Annotated in this window: 15 protein-coding genes; 10 read left to right on the top strand and 5 right to left on the bottom strand. The window is 62.0% G+C overall.

What is annotated here, in order from left to right; genetic code table 11:
* Together PQR40_RS18815 and PQR40_RS18810 are read left to right on the top strand one after the other, a co-directional pair.
* Entirely contained in the window at positions 1 to 999 is a 999-nt protein-coding gene (locus tag PQR40_RS18815; RefSeq protein WP_408509553.1) for a GlxA family transcriptional regulator, read from the top strand.
* 108 nt (positions 1000 to 1107) lie between these two features.
* Positions 1108 to 2043 (top strand): choline ABC transporter substrate-binding protein, encoded by a 936-nt coding sequence (locus PQR40_RS18810; RefSeq protein ID WP_408339062.1) that lies wholly within the window; start codon positions 1108 to 1110, stop codon positions 2041 to 2043.
* Between the two features lie 77 nt (positions 2044 to 2120).
* On the opposite strand, the gene PQR40_RS18805 is transcribed toward PQR40_RS18810, so the two are convergent.
* Positions 2121 to 3203, bottom strand: a complete 1083-nt coding sequence (locus PQR40_RS18805; RefSeq protein ID WP_408339060.1) for a GlxA family transcriptional regulator — start codon at positions 3201 to 3203, stop codon at positions 2121 to 2123.
* 318 nt (positions 3204 to 3521) lie between these two features.
* Between PQR40_RS18805 and PQR40_RS18800 the strand changes: the two genes are divergently transcribed.
* The 7 genes from PQR40_RS18800 to PQR40_RS18770 all read left to right on the top strand — a co-directional run bounded on the left by PQR40_RS18800 (position 3522) and on the right by PQR40_RS18770 (position 12140).
* On the top strand, positions 3522 to 4916 hold the full coding sequence (locus tag PQR40_RS18800; RefSeq protein WP_408339058.1) for an L-serine ammonia-lyase: 1395 nt from the start codon (positions 3522 to 3524) through the stop codon (positions 4914 to 4916).
* 46 nt (positions 4917 to 4962) lie between these two features.
* Complete coding sequence (locus PQR40_RS18795) at positions 4963 to 6207, top strand: sarcosine oxidase subunit beta family protein (protein ID WP_408225059.1); 1245 nt, start codon at positions 4963 to 4965, stop codon at positions 6205 to 6207.
* A gap of 78 nt (positions 6208 to 6285) precedes the next feature.
* On the top strand, positions 6286 to 6612 hold the full coding sequence (locus tag PQR40_RS18790; protein WP_154560707.1) for a sarcosine oxidase subunit delta: 327 nt from the start codon (positions 6286 to 6288) through the stop codon (positions 6610 to 6612).
* Entirely contained in the window at positions 6609 to 9611 is a 3003-nt protein-coding gene (locus PQR40_RS18785) for a sarcosine oxidase subunit alpha family protein (protein ID WP_408509552.1), read from the top strand. Before PQR40_RS18790 ends, PQR40_RS18785 begins: the two co-directional genes overlap by 4 nt.
* Positions 9601 to 10257 carry a sarcosine oxidase subunit gamma gene (locus PQR40_RS18780; RefSeq protein ID WP_408509551.1) on the top strand — a complete coding sequence of 219 codons (657 nt, stop codon included), beginning with the start codon at positions 9601 to 9603 and terminating at the stop codon, positions 10255 to 10257. Before PQR40_RS18785 ends, PQR40_RS18780 begins: the two co-directional genes overlap by 11 nt.
* A 60-nt stretch (positions 10258 to 10317) precedes the next feature.
* Entirely contained in the window at positions 10318 to 10581 is a 264-nt protein-coding gene (locus tag PQR40_RS18775) for a hypothetical protein (RefSeq protein WP_408509550.1), read from the top strand.
* Positions 10582 to 10721: 140 nt separating this feature from the next.
* A complete protein-coding gene (locus PQR40_RS18770) occupies positions 10722 to 12140 on the top strand; it encodes an MFS transporter (protein ID WP_408225044.1) in 1419 nt (472 codons plus the stop codon).
* Between the two features lie 75 nt (positions 12141 to 12215).
* Here the strand turns inward: PQR40_RS18770 and betA are convergent, their stop codons facing one another.
* From betA to PQR40_RS18750, 4 genes are all read right to left on the bottom strand, one after another.
* Positions 12216 to 13901: a choline dehydrogenase gene (gene betA / locus PQR40_RS18765; protein ID WP_408509549.1), complete on the bottom strand. Its 1686-nt coding sequence runs from the start codon at positions 13899 to 13901 to the stop codon at positions 12216 to 12218.
* Positions 13902 to 13913: 12 nt separating this feature from the next.
* Positions 13914 to 15383: a betaine-aldehyde dehydrogenase gene (gene betB / locus PQR40_RS18760; RefSeq protein WP_408484914.1), complete on the bottom strand. Its 1470-nt coding sequence runs from the start codon at positions 15381 to 15383 to the stop codon at positions 13914 to 13916.
* Positions 15384 to 15412: 29 nt separating this feature from the next.
* The gene (gene betI / locus PQR40_RS18755) at positions 15413 to 16000 is read right to left on the bottom strand and encodes a transcriptional regulator BetI (protein WP_408225035.1); all 588 of its coding nucleotides are present in this window, start codon (positions 15998 to 16000) and stop codon (positions 15413 to 15415) included.
* A 160-nt stretch (positions 16001 to 16160) separates the two neighbouring features.
* The gene (locus PQR40_RS18750; protein ID WP_408509548.1) at positions 16161 to 17090 is read right to left on the bottom strand and encodes an AraC family transcriptional regulator; all 930 of its coding nucleotides are present in this window, start codon (positions 17088 to 17090) and stop codon (positions 16161 to 16163) included.
* Between the two features lie 117 nt (positions 17091 to 17207).
* Between PQR40_RS18750 and PQR40_RS18745 the strand changes: the two genes are divergently transcribed.
* Entirely contained in the window at positions 17208 to 18284 is a 1077-nt protein-coding gene (locus PQR40_RS18745; RefSeq protein ID WP_408509547.1) for a zinc-binding dehydrogenase, read from the top strand.
* Positions 18285 to 18294 lie beyond the last annotated feature (10 nt).

Below are 18294 nucleotides of genomic sequence, written 5' to 3'. Positions count from 1 at the left end.
ATGAAGCGCGACGCGATCTCTCCTGTCGAGGTTCCATCCGAGTCGCCGCTGTCCAGGCTCGCGCACTTCGGCTTTCTGACGCTGCCGAACTTTTCGATGATCGCGTTCACGAGCGCGGTCGAAGTGCTGCGCATGGCCAACTACGTGGGCCGCGCGCAGCACTACACGTGGTCCGTGATCACGCCGGACGGCGAACCGGCGCGAGCGAGCAACGGCATCACCGTAAAGCCGACTACGACGCTGGCCGAAGCGGGCACGCCGGATGTGCTGATCGTCTGCGCCGGCTGGCATGTGCGCGATTATGTGGACGATACGGTCATCGCATTGCTGCAGGACGTTGCGTCGAAAGGCATTCCGCTTGGCGGCATTTGCACGGGACCGTACGCGTTGCTGGCTGCAAATCTGCTCGACGGGTATCGCTGTACCGTGCATTGGGAAGACATGTCACCGCTGCACAAGCGTTATCCGCATGTGCGTTTTGCCGATGAACTGTTTGTGATCGACCGTGACCGGATGACCTGTACCGGCGGCACCGCACCGCTCGATCTGATGCTGAAACTGGTCGGCATGCGCCTCGGTCATGCAGTTGCGGCGCAAGTGTCCGAGCAGTTCATCGTCGAGCGGATTCGCGGTTCGACCGATTACCAGCATATTCCCGTCGACGCGCGGGTTGGCTTCTCGCGTGCGGAACTGATCGAAGTGGTGCGCCTGATGGAAGCGAATATCGAAGAGCCGCTATCGCTCGATGAGCTCGCGCGGCTCGTGCACCTGTCGCAACGTCATTTGCAGCGCATGTTCAAGATGTTTCTGAGCGTGTCGCCAACGCACTATTACCTGACCCTGCGTTTGCGTCGTGCGCGTGAACTGCTGCGCAATACGGATGCGTCGATCGCGCGGGTAACGGCTGTGTGCGGCTTTCATTCGCCGTGTCATTTCAGCAAGGCCTATCGCGCTCAGTTCGGTCATGCGCCGAGCGTCGAGCGGCGGTTGTCTGCGTAGATGAGTCTGCATGAGTGAGTTGACGCCAATGAAGTCGACGCAAGAAGCCGCACTTTGAAAATCCGATTATTAAAACCAGTGAAGCATCAATCACCCAAAGGGAACGCCATGAAACGTTTGTTGGCTGCGTCGTTGTGCGCGCTGTCGGTATCGCCCGTTTTTGCCGTGGAACCGGCCACCTGCCGGGACGTCCGGTTCGCCGATGTTGGCTGGACCGATATCGCGGCGACTACGGGTCTCGCCTCGACGGTGCTCGAAGGACTCGGCTACAAGCCGACCAAGACAATCGCTTCGGTGCCGATCACTTTCGCGGGTGTGAAGAGCAAGCAGATCGACGTGTTCCTCGGCTACTGGTCGCCGACCATGGATCCGATGATCGATCCGTTCAGGAAGGCCGGTCAGCTTACCGTGCTGCCTGCGCCGAATCTGACCGGCGCGAAATACACACTGGCCGTGCCTGACTACGCGTATCAGGCGGGCATCAAAACCTTCACCGATATCGCGAAGAACTACGACAAGCTCGACGGCAAGATCTACGGCATCGAACCGGGTAACGACGGCAATGCGCTGATCAAGAAAATGATCGACAGCAACCAGTACGGCCTGGGCAAGTTCAAGCTGGTGGAGTCGAGCGAGGCGGGCATGCTGGTCGAAGTGAACCGCGCGGTTCGCGACAAGAAGCCGATCGTGTTCCTCGGTTGGGAACCGCATCCGATGAACGTGCAGATGAAGATCGATTATCTGTCCGGTGGCGACGACGTGTTCGGCCCCAACTACGGCGAAGCCAGAGTGCTGACGGTTGTGCCGAACGATTACTCGACGCGCTGCCCGAATGTCGCGAAGCTCGTGTCGAACCTGCACTTCACGACGGATATCGAGAACCACGTGATGCTGCCGATCATGAACAAGACAGATCCGAACAAGGCCGCGAAGGATTGGCTGAAGGCGAATCCAGGCGTGCTCGACAAGTGGCTTGCGGGCGTGAAGACGTTTGACGGCAAGGACGGGTTGCCGGCTGTGAAGGCTTATGTAGCGGGTAAATGACGCTTGAGGGTTTGGGCTTTCGCGCCGTTCCGGCGGCGCGAAAGTGGGGCTGTAAGACCGGTCGACAAACGCCACGCTCAAATCGCCTGAGCCCGCCCCGGAAAAGTTTCGTCATAGCCGGAGCCCTCGTCGACTTCGGCCGCCGTGCCGCGTTGCTCGCGGTACATCATCGGCGGCAGGCCGAACTGCTTGCGGAATTCGCGTCCCAGATGCGAGGCATCGGAAAAGCCACAACTCGACGCGATATCCGCCACCGTTTTATCTGAACTCGTCAGCAGCCAGGCGGCCGTGCGCAAGCGCACCTGCTTCGCATAAGCCTGCGGTGCTTTGCCGGTTTGCGCCTTGAAGAGCCGTTCGAGTTGACGCGGCGACAGATCAAGCTTGCGCGCCAGTTCGTCGAGCGACAGTGAACGCCCCACATGCTGCTCCATGAGCAGAATCGCGCGCTTCACCTTCGGATGCGCGGCGGGCGCCAGCCCCGGTGGATGCGGTTGCGGCGCATTGCCTTTCTGCATATCGTCGACCAGCAGAATCCGTAGCGCCTTTTGCACCGTGGCCGTTTCAAAGTGGCGCAGCAGAATCGCGGCCGCCACGTCGATCGACGCCCGCCCACCCGAGCACGTAATGCGCCGACGGTCGATCACGAACAAGCGGTCCGCCACCAGCGCGTCCTCATTGACCGAGGGAAAGCGCTCGATGAAATCCCAGTAGTGAAACCAGCTCACGCAGATGCGGTGGCCTTCCAGCACGCCCGCGCGCATCAGCGAGAACACGCCGGTGCACATGCCGACGAGCGTCGCATCGGTAGCGGCGGCGCGCCGGATGAAGGCCAGAGTCGCATCGTTCGCGGCCGGCCCGGAATGCAGCAGGCCGCCCACCACCACCACGTAATCGAACGGTTCGGCGTTGTCGAACGTCTCCCACGGCGTGATCTGGATCCCGCAACTCGCACGCACCGGGGCGAGGGTTTCCCCTATCACGCTCCACGAACAGCGCACGGGCTTGCTGAAGTCGCCTTCATCCGCGGACAGGCGCAGCAGGTCGACGAACCCCGAGAACGCCGTCAGCGTGAAGTTCGGCAGCAGGATGATGCCGAAGCGGATGCGCTGCTTGGTGGTGCCGTCAATCGATTGAAGGGGAAGCGGTTCAGCGGAATTCATGCACGCAGCCAGCAAGGGAAAAGGGTTGAAACAAGCATAGCACCGGGAATAGCGTCCGCTTTAACGGGCCAATGATCGGGCCACTCATTCGGGCCGTTTCAGCACCACCAGCATCGCCAGCCGCAACCTGCGCGCCTGTCGCAAATGCGTCAGAAGTCATCGCAAATCCGCCGCCGCGCTTTGCCGGCGGCCCGCTTGACGCCACTATCCCACTGTCATGCCGTTTTTATTCTATCGGTCCAATTTGACGTGCGGTGCAATAGGGGTTAGTTCAAGCCAAACCCGACAACCCATGCATCGCAACGTATAAGGCACGTCATGAACGTCAGCGTCTTCGATCTGTTCAAGATCGGCATCGGTCCCTCCAGCTCGCACACCGTCGGGCCGATGATCGCTGCGTGCCGCTTCGCCTCGCATATCGAAGACGCCAATCTGCTGAGCTTCGTGCGCCGCGTCAAGGTCGAACTGTTTGGCTCGCTCGGCGCGACCGGCAAGGGGCACGGCACGGACAAGGCGGTGCTGCTCGGCCTCGAAGGCAATCTGCCCGATCTGATCGACCCGGACCTGATCGAACCGCGTCTGCGGGCGATGCGCGAAACGAAGCAACTGGTCCTGCTCGGCAAGCATCCGGTCAAATTCGACGAACGCGAACACCTCGGCTTTTTTCGCAAGCTGATGCCGGGCGCGCCCGGTTCGAGCATCGTGCATCCGAACGGCATGCGTTTTCAGGCTTTCGACGAAAACGGGCAGTTGCTCGTGGAGAAAGAGTATTACTCGATCGGCGGCGGCTTTGTGATCAACCGCGAAGGCGACCGCGTCAATGGCCTGCGCGCCGGCGCGGAAGTACCGTTTCCATTTCGCACGGGCGACGATCTGATGCGCGTCTGCCGTGAAACGGGCTTGTCGATCGCAGAGATCACGCTGCGCAACGAATGCGCGTCGCGCACCGAACAGGACGTGCGCGAAGGGCTGCTGGTGATCTGGCGCGCCATGTCGGCCTGCGTCGAACGTGGCTGCAAGGGGCGTGGCGAGTTGCCCGGTCCGATGCACGTGAAGCGCCGCGCGGCCGACCTGTGCGCGCAATTGCGTTCGCATTCCGAAGAGTCGCTGCGCGATCCGCTGTCGATGCTCGACTGGGTCAATCTCTACGCCATGGCCGTGAACGAAGAAAACGCAGCGGGTGGGCGCGTCGTCACGGCGCCGACCAACGGCGCAGCCGGCGTGATTCCCGCGGTGCTGCATTACTACGTGAAGTTCATGCATGCGTCGAACGACGAGGGCATCGTTACGTTCCTGCTGACGGCGGCTGCGATCGGCATCATCTACAAGGAAACCGCCTCGATCTCAGGCGCCGAAGTGGGCTGCCAGGGCGAGGTCGGTGTTGCGTGCTCGATGGCCGCCGCGGCACTCGCGGCTGTGATGGGCGGCACGCCGACCCAGGTCGAAAACGCCGCCGAAATCGGCATGGAACACAACCTCGGCATGACTTGCGACCCGGTCGGCGGCCTCGTGCAGATTCCCTGCATCGAACGCAACGCGATGGGCGCGATCAAGGCGCTGAACGCCGCGCGCATGGCGATGAAGGGTGACGGTCAGCACTACGTGTCGCTCGATAACGTGATCAAGACAATGCGCGAAACCGGCGCGGACATGAAGACGAAATACAAGGAGACGTCGCGCGGCGGCCTCGCCGTGAACGTCATCGAGTGTTGAACGAGTCAGGAATCAAAGAGTAACAACAGGACCCAAAGGACCAACGATGAGCCGCTATTCGATATTCAGCCTGTTGCGCAACGGGATGTCGTATCACGAGAACTGGGAGCGTCAGTGGAAAAGCCCCGAGCCTAAGCGTGAGTACGACGTCGTGATCGTCGGCGGCGGCGGGCATGGTCTCGCCACTGCCTATTACCTCGCGAAAGAGCATGGCGTGCGCAATATCGCCGTGCTGGAGAAGGGCTGGATCGGCGGCGGTAATACCGCACGCAATACGACCATCGTGCGCTCGAATTATCTGTGGGACGAATCGGCCGCGCTCTATGAGAAAGCGATGAAGCTGTGGGAGGGTCTGTCGCAAGACCTCAACTACAACGTGATGTTCAGCCAGCGCGGCGTGATGAACCTCGCGCATACGCTGCAGGACGTGCGTGACACCGAACGTCGTGTGAATGCAAACCGGCTGAACGGTGTAGATGCGGAATTCTTGACGCCGGAGCAGATCAAGGAAATCGAGCCGACCATCAATCTGAACAGCCGCTATCCGGTGCTCGGTGCGTCGATCCAGCGGCGCGGCGGCGTGGCCCGGCACGATGCGGTGGCCTGGGGTTTCGCGCGCGGCGCGGATCAGGCCGGCGTGGATATCGTGCAGAACTGCCAGGTCACGGGGATTCGTCGTGACGGCAGCCAGGTGATCGGCGTGGATACCACCAAGGGTTTCATCAAGGCGAAGAAAGTCGCAGTGGTGGCGGCAGGCAATACGTCCTCGCTCGCCGACATGGCCGGCATACGGTTGCCTTTGGAGAGCCATCCATTGCAGGCGCTGGTGTCTGAGCCGATCAAGCCGGTCGTCAATACGGTGGTGATGTCGAACGCGGTGCACGCGTACATCAGCCAGTCCGACAAGGGCGATCTGGTGATCGGCGCGGGCGTCGATCAATACACGGGTTTCGGCCAGCGCGGCAGCTTCCAGATTATTGAAGGCACGCTCGAAGCGATTGTGGAAATGTTCCCGGTGTTCTCGCGCGTGCGGATGAATCGCCAGTGGGGCGGCATCGTCGACGTGTCGCCGGATGCCTGCCCGATCATCAGCAAGACCGACGTGAAGGGGCTTTATTTCAACTGCGGCTGGGGCACGGGCGGTTTCAAGGCGACGCCCGGTTCAGGTTGGGCCTATGCGCACACGATCGCGAAGGATGAGCCGCACCCGCTGAACGCGCCGTTTTCGCTGGACCGTTTTTACACGGGCCATCTGATCGACGAGCACGGCGCCGCTGCTGTTGCCCACTAACGCTCTTTGCAACGAGTTGCATGGGACCAGAGTAAGGCGCTAAAGCGCCAACTCTGGTCGACACGGGAGAAGAACCAGATGCTGTTGATCGAATGCCCATGGTGCGGGCCACGCGCCGAAACCGAATTTTCTTGCGGCGGCGAAGCGGATATTGCGCGTCCGCTCGACACCGACAAACTCACCGACAAGGAATGGGGCGACTACCTGTTCATGCGCAAGAACTCACGCGGCGTGCATCGTGAGCAATGGATGCACACCCAGGGATGCCGCCGCTGGTTCAAAGCGCAGCGCGACACCGTGAGCTACGAGATTCAGGGCTATGAGACGTTCGAACGTCCGCTGCTCGCGATGGACAGCAACGAGGCTAACGCACAAGACAAGGCACACGAGGGTAAGGCACCATGAGCCAGAGAGACCGACTCCCCAGCGGCGGGCGCATCAACCGCGCAATCGTACTGAACTTCACGTTCAACGGCCGCAAGTATCAGGGCTATCAGGGCGACACGCTCGCGTCCGCGCTGCTCGCGAACGGTGAGCACTTCGTGGCGCGCAGCTGGAAGTACCACCGGCCGCGCGGCATCGTGACGGCGGGTGTGGAAGAACCGAATGCGATCGTGCAACTCGAAACCGGCGCGTACACGGTGCCGAACGCGCGTGCGACTGAGGTGGAGCTGTATCAGGGGCTCGTTGCGACCAGCGTGAACGCGAAGCCGAACATCGAGAAGGACCGCATGGCAATCAACCAGAAGTTCGCGCGCTTCATTCCGGCGGGCTTCTACTACAAGACCTTCATGTGGCCGCGCAAGTTCTGGCCGAAGTATGAGGAGGTGATCCGCGATGCGGCCGGTCTCGGCAAGGCGCCCGAGCAAACCGATGCGGACCGCTACGACAAATGCTTTGCGCATTGCGACGTACTGGTGGTCGGCGGTGGCCCAACGGGTCTGGCGGCGGCGCATGCGGCGGCATTGTCAGGCGCGCGCGTGACGCTGATCGACGACCAGCCGGAACTTGGCGGCTCGTTGCTGTCGTGCCGCGCGGAGATCGATGGCAAATCCGCGCTGCAATGGGTCCACAAGATCGAGGACGAACTTCGGCAGATGCCCGATGTGAAGATCCTGTGCCGCAGCACTGCATTCGGTTATCAGGACCATAACCTCATCACCGTCACGCAGCGGCTCACCGAACATCTGCCGGTGTCGCAGAGAAAGGGCACCCGCGAGCTGATGTGGAAGATTCGCGCGAAGCGCGTGATTCTCGCAACGGGCGCGCATGAGCGGCCGATCGTGTTCGGCAACAACGATCTGCCGGGCGTGATGCTGGCTTCGGCGGTGTCGACGTACCTGCATCGCTATGCAGTGCTGCCCGGACGCAATGCCGTGGTGTTCACGAACAACGACGACGGTTATCAATGCGCGCTCGATCTGAAAGCGGCGGGTGCCCAGGTGACGGTTGTCGATCCGCGTGTGGGCGAATCGAAGGGTACGCTGCCTGCGCTCGCCCGGCGCTATGGCGTCAAGGTGATGAGCGGTGTGGTCATTACGGCCGCGCACGGCAAGCTTCGCGTCTCGTCTGTAGACATAGCGTCGTATTCGAACGGACAGGTCGGTGCAAAGCAGGGCGAACTGCCCTGCGATCTGCTCGCGATGTCCGGCGGTTGGAGCCCGGTGCTGCACCTGTTCGCGCAATCGGGCGGCAAGGCGCACTGGCATGACGACAAGGTCTGCTTCGTGCCGGGCAAGGCGATGCAGGCGGAAACGAGCATTGGCGCGTGTGCCGGCGACTTCACGCTAGGACAGGGCATCCGCTTTGCGGTCGATGCCGGTGTCGAGGCGGCGCGTGCGGCTGGCCACATCGTTGCACGACCGAATCCGGTGCAGGTGACCGAGATTACCGAAACGAAGATGCAACCGCTGTGGCTCGTCGGCGGTCGCGAACTTTCGACGCGCGGGCCGAAGCAGTTCGTCGACTTCCAGAACGACGTCTCGGCGGCCGATATTTTCCTCGCGGCGCGCGAAGGCTTCGAGTCGGTCGAACACGTGAAGCGTTATACGGCGATGGGTTTCGGCACCGATCAGGGCAAGCTCGGCAACATCAACGGCATGGCGATTCTCGCGCAGGCGCTCGGCAAGACGATTCCCGAAACCGGCACGACGACGTTCCGTCCGAACTACACGCCGGTGACGTTCGGCACGTTTGCCGGTCGCGAACTCGGCGAGTTTCTCGATCCGGTGCGCAAGACAGCGGTGCACGAATGGCACGTGGAGAATGGTGCGGCGTTTGAGGACGTCGGCAACTGGAAGCGTCCGTGGTACTTCGCGAAGCCGGGCGAGGACATGCACGCCGCTGTCGCGCGTGAGTCGCTGGCGGTGCGCACGAGCGTCGGCATTCTCGATGCCTCGACGCTCGGCAAGATCGATATTCAGGGCCCCGACTCCGCGAAACTGCTGAACTGGGTCTACACGAATCCGTGGAGCAAGCTGGAAATCGGCAAGTGCCGCTATGGTCTGATGCTCGACGAAAACGGCATGATTTTCGACGACGGCGTGACCGTGCGTCTCGCCGACCAGCACTACATGATGACCACCACCACGGGCGGCGCGGCGCGCGTGCTCACCTGGCTTGAACGCTGGCTGCAAACCGAGTGGCCGGACATGCGCGTGCGGCTTGCTTCCGTGACGGATCACTGGGCAACCTTCGCCGTAGTCGGTCCGAACAGCCGCAAGGTTTTGCAGAACGTGTGCCACGACATCGACTTTGCAAATGCGGCGTTCCCGTTCATGAGTTATCGCGAAGGCACCGTGGCAGGCGCAGCATCACGCGTGATGCGGATCAGCTTTTCAGGCGAACTCGCTTATGAAGTGAACGTGCCCGCGAACGTAGGTCGCGCGGTGTGGGAAGCGCTGATGGCCGCGGGCGCGGAATTCGACATCACGCCGTATGGCACGGAAACCATGCACGTGTTGCGTGCGGAGAAGGGTTACATCATCGTCGGTCAGGATACGGACGGCTCGATGACACCGTACGATCTCGGCATGGGCGGGCTGGTCGCGAAGTCGAAAGACTTTCTTGGCAAGCGTTCATTGACACGAACGGACACGGCGAAGGCGGGGCGTAAGCAGCTGGTCGGGCTGCTCTCCGACGACCCGTCGTTCGTGATTCCCGAAGGCTCGCAGATCGTTGCGGGTCCTTTCCAGGGCGATACCGCGCCGATGCTCGGACACGTCACGTCGAGCTATTACAGCCCGATCCTGAAACGCTCGATTGCAATGGCGGTGGTGAAGGGCGGTCTCGACAAGATCGGCGAAACGGTCACTATTCCGCTCGCGAGTGGCAAGCAGATTGCGGCCAAGGTCACCAGCTCGGTGTTCTACGACAGCGAAGGAGCACGTCAACATGTGGAATGAAACTAGAGGAACGGTGTCGGCGGTGGACCGCGCTGTCGGCCAGCAAACGGGCGTGTGGCAGGAGTCGCCGCTGGTGGGGACGGATGCGCTGCTGAAGAAGCATCAGGCGACGGCCTCGGCGGCGTTCCGGTTGAGCGAGCGGCCGTTTCTGGAACTGGTGAACGTGCGCGGCGATACGCGCGATGCGGCGTTCATGAAGGCAGTGGAAAGCGTGATCGGTTGCCGCCCGCCCGAGAAAGCGAACACCTTCGCCCGAGGCAATGGCTATGATTTGCTCTGGCTCGGCCCGGACGAGTGGCTGGCGCGCTCGGCGATGGCGCATGACGCCACCCGCACCGCGCCGTTGCAGGCGAAGCTCGGTGCTGCATTTGCGGGCGTGTTCGCATCGGCGGTGGATATCGGCAGCGGCTATACGGTGCTCGAAATCAGCGGCACGCGTACGCGTGAAGTGTTGGCACGCGGTTGCCCGCTCGATCTGCACCCGAAATTGTTCGGTGAAGGGCAGTGCGCACAGAGCCACTACTTCAAGGCATCGATGACGCTGCTGCCTAGTGGTGCGGATAGTTTCGATATTGTCGTGCGCCGCAGTTTTGCGGACTACTTCGTCAAGATGATGCTCGACGCGGCCGAGCCGCTGATGTCGTGAGATGCGGCGAGTGGTGTCTTGCTGAGGCACCGCTCGCGGCTCTCCGGGCCGCCGACTGACATGACGTCGACACGTCTCGCTACCTCGCGCCTCACTGAGCGCGCGTGCCATCAAGGCGATGCTCACGCCGCGCTCGCACTGCTCGATCAAAGCATTGTGTTGCGGCACCGGCGCATCGCCCTGATCCGCTATCTCCTCGCGCAACAACTCGGCGCACCGCTTCAAACGCGGCATCACGAATACGTTGAGAAAATCGCCGCCCGGTTGAGTGCGGAGGCGCTTGCGCGCATTGCCGGCGCTGCGCGTGCACGGCTGCGACCGTAAGGCTCGCGAACGGCCGGAACGACGCTCCCGTTCCATCCCCATGACGTATTTCTTCTATGTGGCCGATTTATGTCGGCGTCTACTGAATTGCACTGATCGGAACGTCCACGCGGCAGCCGCCGCATCAACGAGGGAATGACATGTCCACCGCTTTTCAGCCTCGCGCGAGCGCAGCCGCCAGACTCGAGCGACTGCCGTTCTCCGGATATCACCGGACCATCTTCATCATCATCGCGGTCGCATTCTTTTTCGACTCGGTCGATCTCGGCACGATGACCTTCGTGCTCGGCTCGATCAAGACCGAATTCCATTTGTCGACCGCGACGGCTGGGCTGGTCGCAAGCGCGAGCTTCTTCGGCATGGTGATCGGTGCGGCCGTTGCCGGATTGCTGGCCGATCGCTTCGGACGGCGGCCCGTGTTTCAGTGGAGCATGGTGTTATGGGGTCTCGCATCGTATCTGTGCTCGACGGCGCAGAGCGTCGAGGCGCTGATTTTCTATCGCGTGCTGCTTGGTTTCGGTATGGGGATGGAGTTTCCCATTGCGCAGACGCTCCTGTCCGAATTCGTGCCTGCCGCGTCGCGCGGACGTTTGATTGCGCTGATGGATGGCTTCTGGCCGCTCGGCTTCATCACGGCGGGCGTGGTGTCGTATTTCGTGTTGCCGGCATTCGGGTGGCGCACGGAGTTCGCGCTGCTGGCGATTCCTGCCGTGTTCGTGCTGATCGTGCGCCGCGTCGTACCGGAATCGCCGCGCTGGCTGGAGCATCGCGGACGCCTCGCCGAAGCGGACAAGATTCTCGCCGAAGTCGAAGTGAAGGTGATGAAAGCGGCCGGCCTGAGCCAGTTGCGTGCGCCGGCGATGCTGCAGGAACCGCCGGCCGCGAAGGGCACGGGCGCATTTCGCGAGATCTGGAGCATGGCCTACCGGCGTCGCACGATCATGGTGTGGACGCTGTGGTTCTTTGCGTTGCTTGGATTTTATGGGCTGACATCGTGGCTCGGTGCGTTGATGCAGCAAGCGGGCTTTGCGGTGACGAAGTCGGTGCTGTATACGGTGCTGATTTCGCTCGGCGGGATTCCGGGTTTTATCTGCGCGGCGTGGCTTGTCGAACGTTGGGGACGTAAGCCGACCTGTATTGCGTCGCTGGCCGGCAGCGCGGTGATGGCATATGTCTACGGACAAACCGCACTGCACGCGCAAGCGCCGACGCTGTTGATCTGTGCCGGGCTCGCCATGCAGTTCTTCCTGTTTGCGATGTGGGCGGTGCTTTACACGTATACGCCTGAGCTATATGGCACCGGCGCGCGGGCTACCGGGTCGGGGTTTGCCTCAGCGATCGGCCGCGTGGGTTCGTTGATCGGCCCTTACGTCGTTGGTGTTGTGCTGCCGGTGTTCGGCCAGGGCGGCGTGTTCTCGCTCGGCGCGATGTGCTTTGTGATCGCGGCTGCGGCTGTGTGGATCATGGGGATCGAGACGCGTGGGCTCGCGCTGGAGACCCTGGTGTCCGAGGCAGTTGAATCGGACGCGCATGGGGTGTTGAGTCCTGCGCGGGAGTGACCCAGGCAATAGGGCCGCGAAAATATTCGCGGCCTTATTGCTGACACCCGATTCGATAGTTTGTGTCGACGTGAATTAAACCGTCGCCCCTTCACGCTTCCTGGACGCCACGCCGTTTGCCACAAAGTAGGGCGTTTCCACCCGAGCCAGCGCTTCCCGCCCACGAATCCGATCCGCGATCTTCTCTGCAAGCATGATCGTTGGCGCGTTCAGATTGCCCGTTGTGATCAACGGCATGATCGACGCGTCGACCACACGCAATGCTTCCATGCCATGCACGCGCCCCTCGTTGTCGACGACCGCCATGTCGTCATAACCCATCTTGCACGAGCACGACGGATGAAACGCCGTCTCCGCGCGCATCCGCACGAAAGTGTCGAGTTGCTCGTCCGTGGTCAACTCCGCGCCCGGATTCAGCTCGCGGCCACGATAACGATCGAGCGCCGGCTGACGCATGATCTCGCGCGTAATGCGGATGCCGTCACGGAATTCGCGCCAGTCGAGCGGATCGGCCATGTAGTTGAAGAGGATGCTCGGATGTGCGCCAGGATCGCGCGACGTGAGCTTCACACGGCCACGGCTCGGCGAACGCATCGAACCGACATGCGCCTGAAAACCGTGCATTTTGATCGCGTTAGACCCGTTGTAGTTGATCGCGACGGGCAAGAAGTGATACTGGATGTTCGGCCATAAATCCTCGTCGCGAGTACGGATGAAACCACCGGCTTCGAACTGGTTGCTTGCACCAATGCCCGTGCCATTCAGCATCCATTCCAGTCCGATTGCTGGTTGATTCCACCATTGCAACGCCGGATACAGCGAGACCGGCTCCTTGCATTCGTACTGGATATACATCTCCAGATGGTCCTGCAGGTTTTCGCCAACGCCCGGCAGATCGTGCACGAGCGGCAGGTCGAGTTCGCGCAACCACGTCGAGCGGCCGACGCCTGAGCGTTGCAGCAATTGCGGCGAGGCAATCGCGCCGCTGCAGACCAGCACTTCGCGGCGTGCGTGCGCAGTCACTGCACTGCCATGATGCAGATACGCGACGCCAATCGCGCGTTTGCCCAAGAACAGCACGCGATCGGTCACGGCATGCGTCACGATGGTCAGATTCGCGCGCGTCTTCGCGCGATCCAGATAGCCGCGCGCGGTGCTGGCGCGTCGGCCGTTCGCCGTGACCGTGCGATCCATCGGACCGAAGCCTTCCTGTTGATAGCCGTTCAGATCGTTGGTGCGCGGAAAACCCGCCTGCACGCCGGCCTCGACCATCGCCGCGAACAAGGGATTATTGCCGGGCTTGCTCGTTGTTACATGCACGGGGCCGTCGCCACCGTGATACGCGTTCGCACCCACATCGCGCGTTTCGGCTTTGCGGAAGTACGGCAGGCAATCCAGATACGTCCAGTTTTCCAGCCCAGGGCGCCCGGCCCAGCCGTCGTAATCGAGCGCGTTGCCGCGGATGTAGCACATGCCGTTGATCAGCGACGAACCACCGAGCCCCTTGCCTCGTCCGCATTCCATGCGGCGGTTGTTCATATGCGGCTCGGGGTCGGTTTCGTACGCCCAGTTGTAGCGCCGCCCCTGCAGCGGATAGGCGAGGGCCGCGGGCATCTGCGTACGGAAATCGAAACGGTAGTCGGGGCCGCCTGCTTCGAGGAGCAGCACGGTCACGCCCGCGTCTTCGGTCAGACGCGAGGCGAGCACGTTGCCTGCTGAACCCGCGCCGACGATGATGTAGTCGTATTCGTTCGAAGCCATCGTCGCCTCTCCTTAGAACACCGGTTGATACGGGCCGAGTTCGACCTGCACGGACTTGATGCGCGTGTAGTGTTCGAGCGTGGTGATGCCGTTCTCCCGGCCGACGCCCGATTGCTTGTAGCCGCCCACCGGCATTTCGGCCGGCGATTCGCCCCACGTATTGATCCAGCAGATACCCGCTTCGAGCCGATGAATCACGCGATGCGCACGCGCCAGATTCTCGGTCACGACACCTGCGGCGAGACCGTAAGCGGTGTTATTTGCGCGCGAGATCGCTTCGTCTTCGTCGTCGAACACGAGGATGCTCATCACCGGGCCGAAGATTTCTTCACGCACGATACGCATGCCGTCATGGCAGCCGGTGAAAACCGTCGGTTCGACATACTGGCCGTTGGCGAAGTGGCCTTCCGTCAGTCGTTTGCCACCGGCAATGAGTTGAGCGCCTTCCTGCACACCGTTTTCGATGTAGCCGAGTACTTTTTGCAATTGCGCGGCGCTGACCAGCGGGCCGAAGTTGGTACCGGCGTCAGTCGGCGCGCCGACGCGAATCCGCTTGACACGTTGGAGCACCAGCGCTTCGAACCGTTCCAGCACGCTACGCTGCACGAATACACGCGTGCCGTTCGTGCAGACCTGACCGGAGCTGAAGAAGTTGGCGCTCATTGCGATGTCGGCGGCGCGCTCGAGATTGGCATCGTCGAAGACGAGCAGGGGGGACTTGCCACCCAGCTCCATTGTCACTTCTTTCAGCGACGATGCGCCTGCCAGCGACATCACCTTCTTGCCCGTTTCCACACCGCCCGTGAACGAAATCTTCTCGATGTCCGGATGCGCGGCAAGCATCGCACCAACGCGCCCGTCGCCTTGCACGACATTGAACACGCCCGCCGGTACACCGGCTTCGGTATAAATCTCAGCGAGTTTCAACGCGGACAGCGGCGTGATTTCGCTCGGCTTGAAGATCATCGCGTTGCCGGCCGCCAACGCGGGCGCCGACTTCCAGCACGCTATCTGAATAGGGTAATTCCACGCGCCGATACCAGCGCACACGCCCAGCGGTTCACGCCGCGTATAAACGAACGACGACGGCCGCAACGGAATCTGCTGCCCCTCGATCGCGGTGGCGAGCCCCGCGTAGTACTCGATCACATCCGCGCCGGTGACGATATCGACCGCCTGGGTCTCCGCGATGGGCTTGCCGGTGTCGCGCGTTTCGAGCGCGGCGAGTTCGTTGTTGCGTTCTCGCAGCATATCGACTGCGCGGCGCAGGATGCGTGAGCGCTGCATTGCCGTGAGCGCGGTCCACTCGCGTTGACCTTCGCGTGCCGATTGCACTGCGCGATCGACATCGGCCGCCGAGGCCTGTTGCACCGTCGCGAGCGTTTCGCCGGTGGCGGGGTCGAGCGTGTCGAAAGTTTCTCCACTGGTTGCGTCGACGTAGGCGCCGCCTATATAGAGACGTTGCGTTGCGGATACCGCCATGACTTGCTCCTTTCTAAAATGTTGCCGGTCTAGTTGCGTGCTTCCAGGACCAGATCGATGTATTCGTTCGCCACGCGCAGTGCCGCCTTCGTATCGAAGGGCTCACCGGACAAGGCGCCGCGCAGCCATAGACCGTCGATCAGCGCCGCGAGACCGCCAGCCGCACGGCGCGCCGCCGGCCGCGGCAGCGCTTTCGAAAAATCCGCGCACAGGTTCGAGTTCAACCGCCGCGTGTTGACGTACTGAAGCCGCCGTAATTGCGGCTTGTGCATGCTCTCGGACCAGAACGCGAGCCACGTTTTCATCACGGGGCCGCTGGTTTGCGCTGCGTCGAAATTCGCCGCGACGACGGCACGGAGTTTCGAGCGCGGATCCGCCTTCGCCGCACGGCGCCTGCGTGAGGTGGCTTGCCACAGATCGCGCAGCACGTGGCGCATGGTGGCTTCGAGCAAACCGTCCTTGTCGCCGAAATAGTGACTGACGATGCCGGTGGAAATGCTCGCGCGCTGCGCGACCGAGGCGAGCGTTGCGCCGGCGAGACCGGCCTGGTCGATGGTCAGCAGCGTGGCGTCGATCAATTGTGCGCGGCGGATTTCGCGCATTCCAAGTTTGGGCATGATGCGAGGGGCGGCAGGCGCAGGCAGGCCGCCCAAGTGTTCGATGGGCTATGTTAGTTTTTTTATATTGAACGGTCAATCAATAAAAACCGGGTTGCATCAGCGCACATATGAGCATTGCCCGGCAATCAACGCCGCGTTGAAGCCAGACGTTTACGCCTCACGCCTCGCGACTGAGCACACGGAATCGGCCGGGACTCTGTCCGGTGGAGCGCTTGAACGCGATGCTGAATGCCGTGTCCGACAGATAGCCGATTCGCGACGCGATGTCCGTCAACGGTTCCTCCGAATGTTTGAGCGCGGAGCGGGCAATCGTCATGCGCCATTGAGCGAGGTATTCGACCGGCGCGCAGCCCACTTGCCGACGAAAGCGCGTCGCAAACGCGGTGCGCGACATGCCCACCGAAGACGCGAGGCTATCGACGGTCCAACGTTCGCCGGGTTGCGCATGCATCATCGACAGGGCGCCGCCGATCTTCGGATCGGCCAGGGCGCCCAGCCAGCCCTCGGGTTGCGGCGTTGACGCCAGATAAGCGCGTAGCACGTGAACGAGAACCAATGCGGCAAGACTGCTGCTCGCGACATCCGCGCCGGCTTGCAGGCCGCTCGTTTCCCATTCAAGCAGGTCGAGGAGACGCGAAAGCGCGTGCGACCCCAGATCCGCAGCACGAAGATGAATCAGCGGCGGCAGATGCCTGAGCAGAATCTCCGTGACGTCGTTTTCAAACGTGAAGCGGCCGCTCGCGATGCTCACCTGTTCGTGATCGCCATCGTCACCCTGGTAGCGAACCACGCCGTCCGCACCGCGAATGCTGCGATAAGCCGCCGGGCCATCGAGCGGCACACGCTCGGGGTCGCTCGCCGAACAGAATTGCTGGCCGTCCGTGAGCATGTAGAAATCGCCCTTTTCGAGCGTCAAAGGCGCTTTGCTGCCGACGATCCACAGATGAAAACGCCCCGATAGCACGCCGCCGAACTTGACGCCCTGGTATGCGGGAAAACGGAAGGCCCACGCGCCACGTCCTTCGAAGCGGGACGACAACACGCTGCTTACCCGCAGCATCGAGAGCACGTCGGAAAGTGCGTCCATAAATGTACGATCTAATAGAAATGAGGGCGTTTCTATTATAGGCACGAATGTTCGTTAGCAGGATCATAGCGTCAACCTTGCATCGAATACATCGCTTGACGTACGGAGCATCTACCCATGAAAGCCTGGCAACTCGAGCGGCTCGGCGGCACGCTGAGCCTGACCGATATTCCTGTTCCTGAACCACGCGCGGGCGGTGTCGTGGTTCGCATCGAAGCGTCGTCGTTGATGTCGTACATGAAGCAGTATGTCGGCGGCGAACTGCCGATCTATCACGCGCCGCCGCAACCGTTTATTCCCGGCGGAAACGGTGTGGGTGTCGTGCATGCGGTGGGCCGCGACGTGTGGCATCTGCAGCCTGGGCAACGTGTTGTCCTGCAGTCGCATTTCGTCGCGCAGGAAAACGTGCGGGAGCCGGCGCAGATCCTGATCGGCGTGACGGCGAACGGATCCGTCGGCCACCGTGTGCAGGCCGACTGGCCGGACGGCACGCTCGCTGAATATGCATCCTTTCCTGCGAGCGCGGTGACGCCGGTAGACGATCTGCCGCAACTCAGCGCAGTACAGCTCGCTTTGACGACACGCTGCATCGTGCCGTTCGGTGGTTTGCTGCGCGGGCGTCTCGCAGCGGGAGAAACGCTGGTCGTGTCAGGCGCGACAGGCGCGTATGGCAGTGCCGCCGTACTCGTCGCATTGGCGATGGGGGCGAGCCGCGTCGTCGCGGTCGGAAGAAATGCGCAAGTACTCGAGTCTGTTGCGGCGCTCGGCCGCGGGCGTGTGGTCACGGTGGTGGCGACAGGCGATGTAGCTGCCGACGCCGAAGCGATACGCGCGGCGGCAGGTGGTGGCGCGCACATGGCGTTCGATATGGTCGGCAACGCGCGCGACCCCAATCTGACGCTTGCCGCGCTGCGCGGCCTCGCTCAGGGCGGCAGGCTTGTGCTGATGGGCAGCATGACCGTCCCGCTGCCGATTCCCTATACCGAAGTCATGCTGAACGGCTGGGAGATTCTTGGCCAGTTCATGTATCCACGCGACGCGTACCGGCGTCTGCTCGATCTCGTTCGCAGCGGACAACTTCACATCGCCGCGCTGCATGCGCGTGTTTATCCGCTCGCTGAACTACCGGAAGCCATGGAGGCCGCCGCGACAGCGAGCGCCTTTGAATGTGTCGTCATCGATCACGAGGTATAGGGACTCATGC

It is taken from the genome of Paraburkholderia sediminicola, assembly GCF_046026855.1.
GTDB lineage: Bacteria > Pseudomonadota > Gammaproteobacteria > Burkholderiales > Burkholderiaceae > Paraburkholderia > Paraburkholderia sediminicola_A.
The sequence above is the reverse complement of the archived record's forward strand: the minus strand, read 5'-3'. Positions and strand labels throughout refer to the sequence as shown.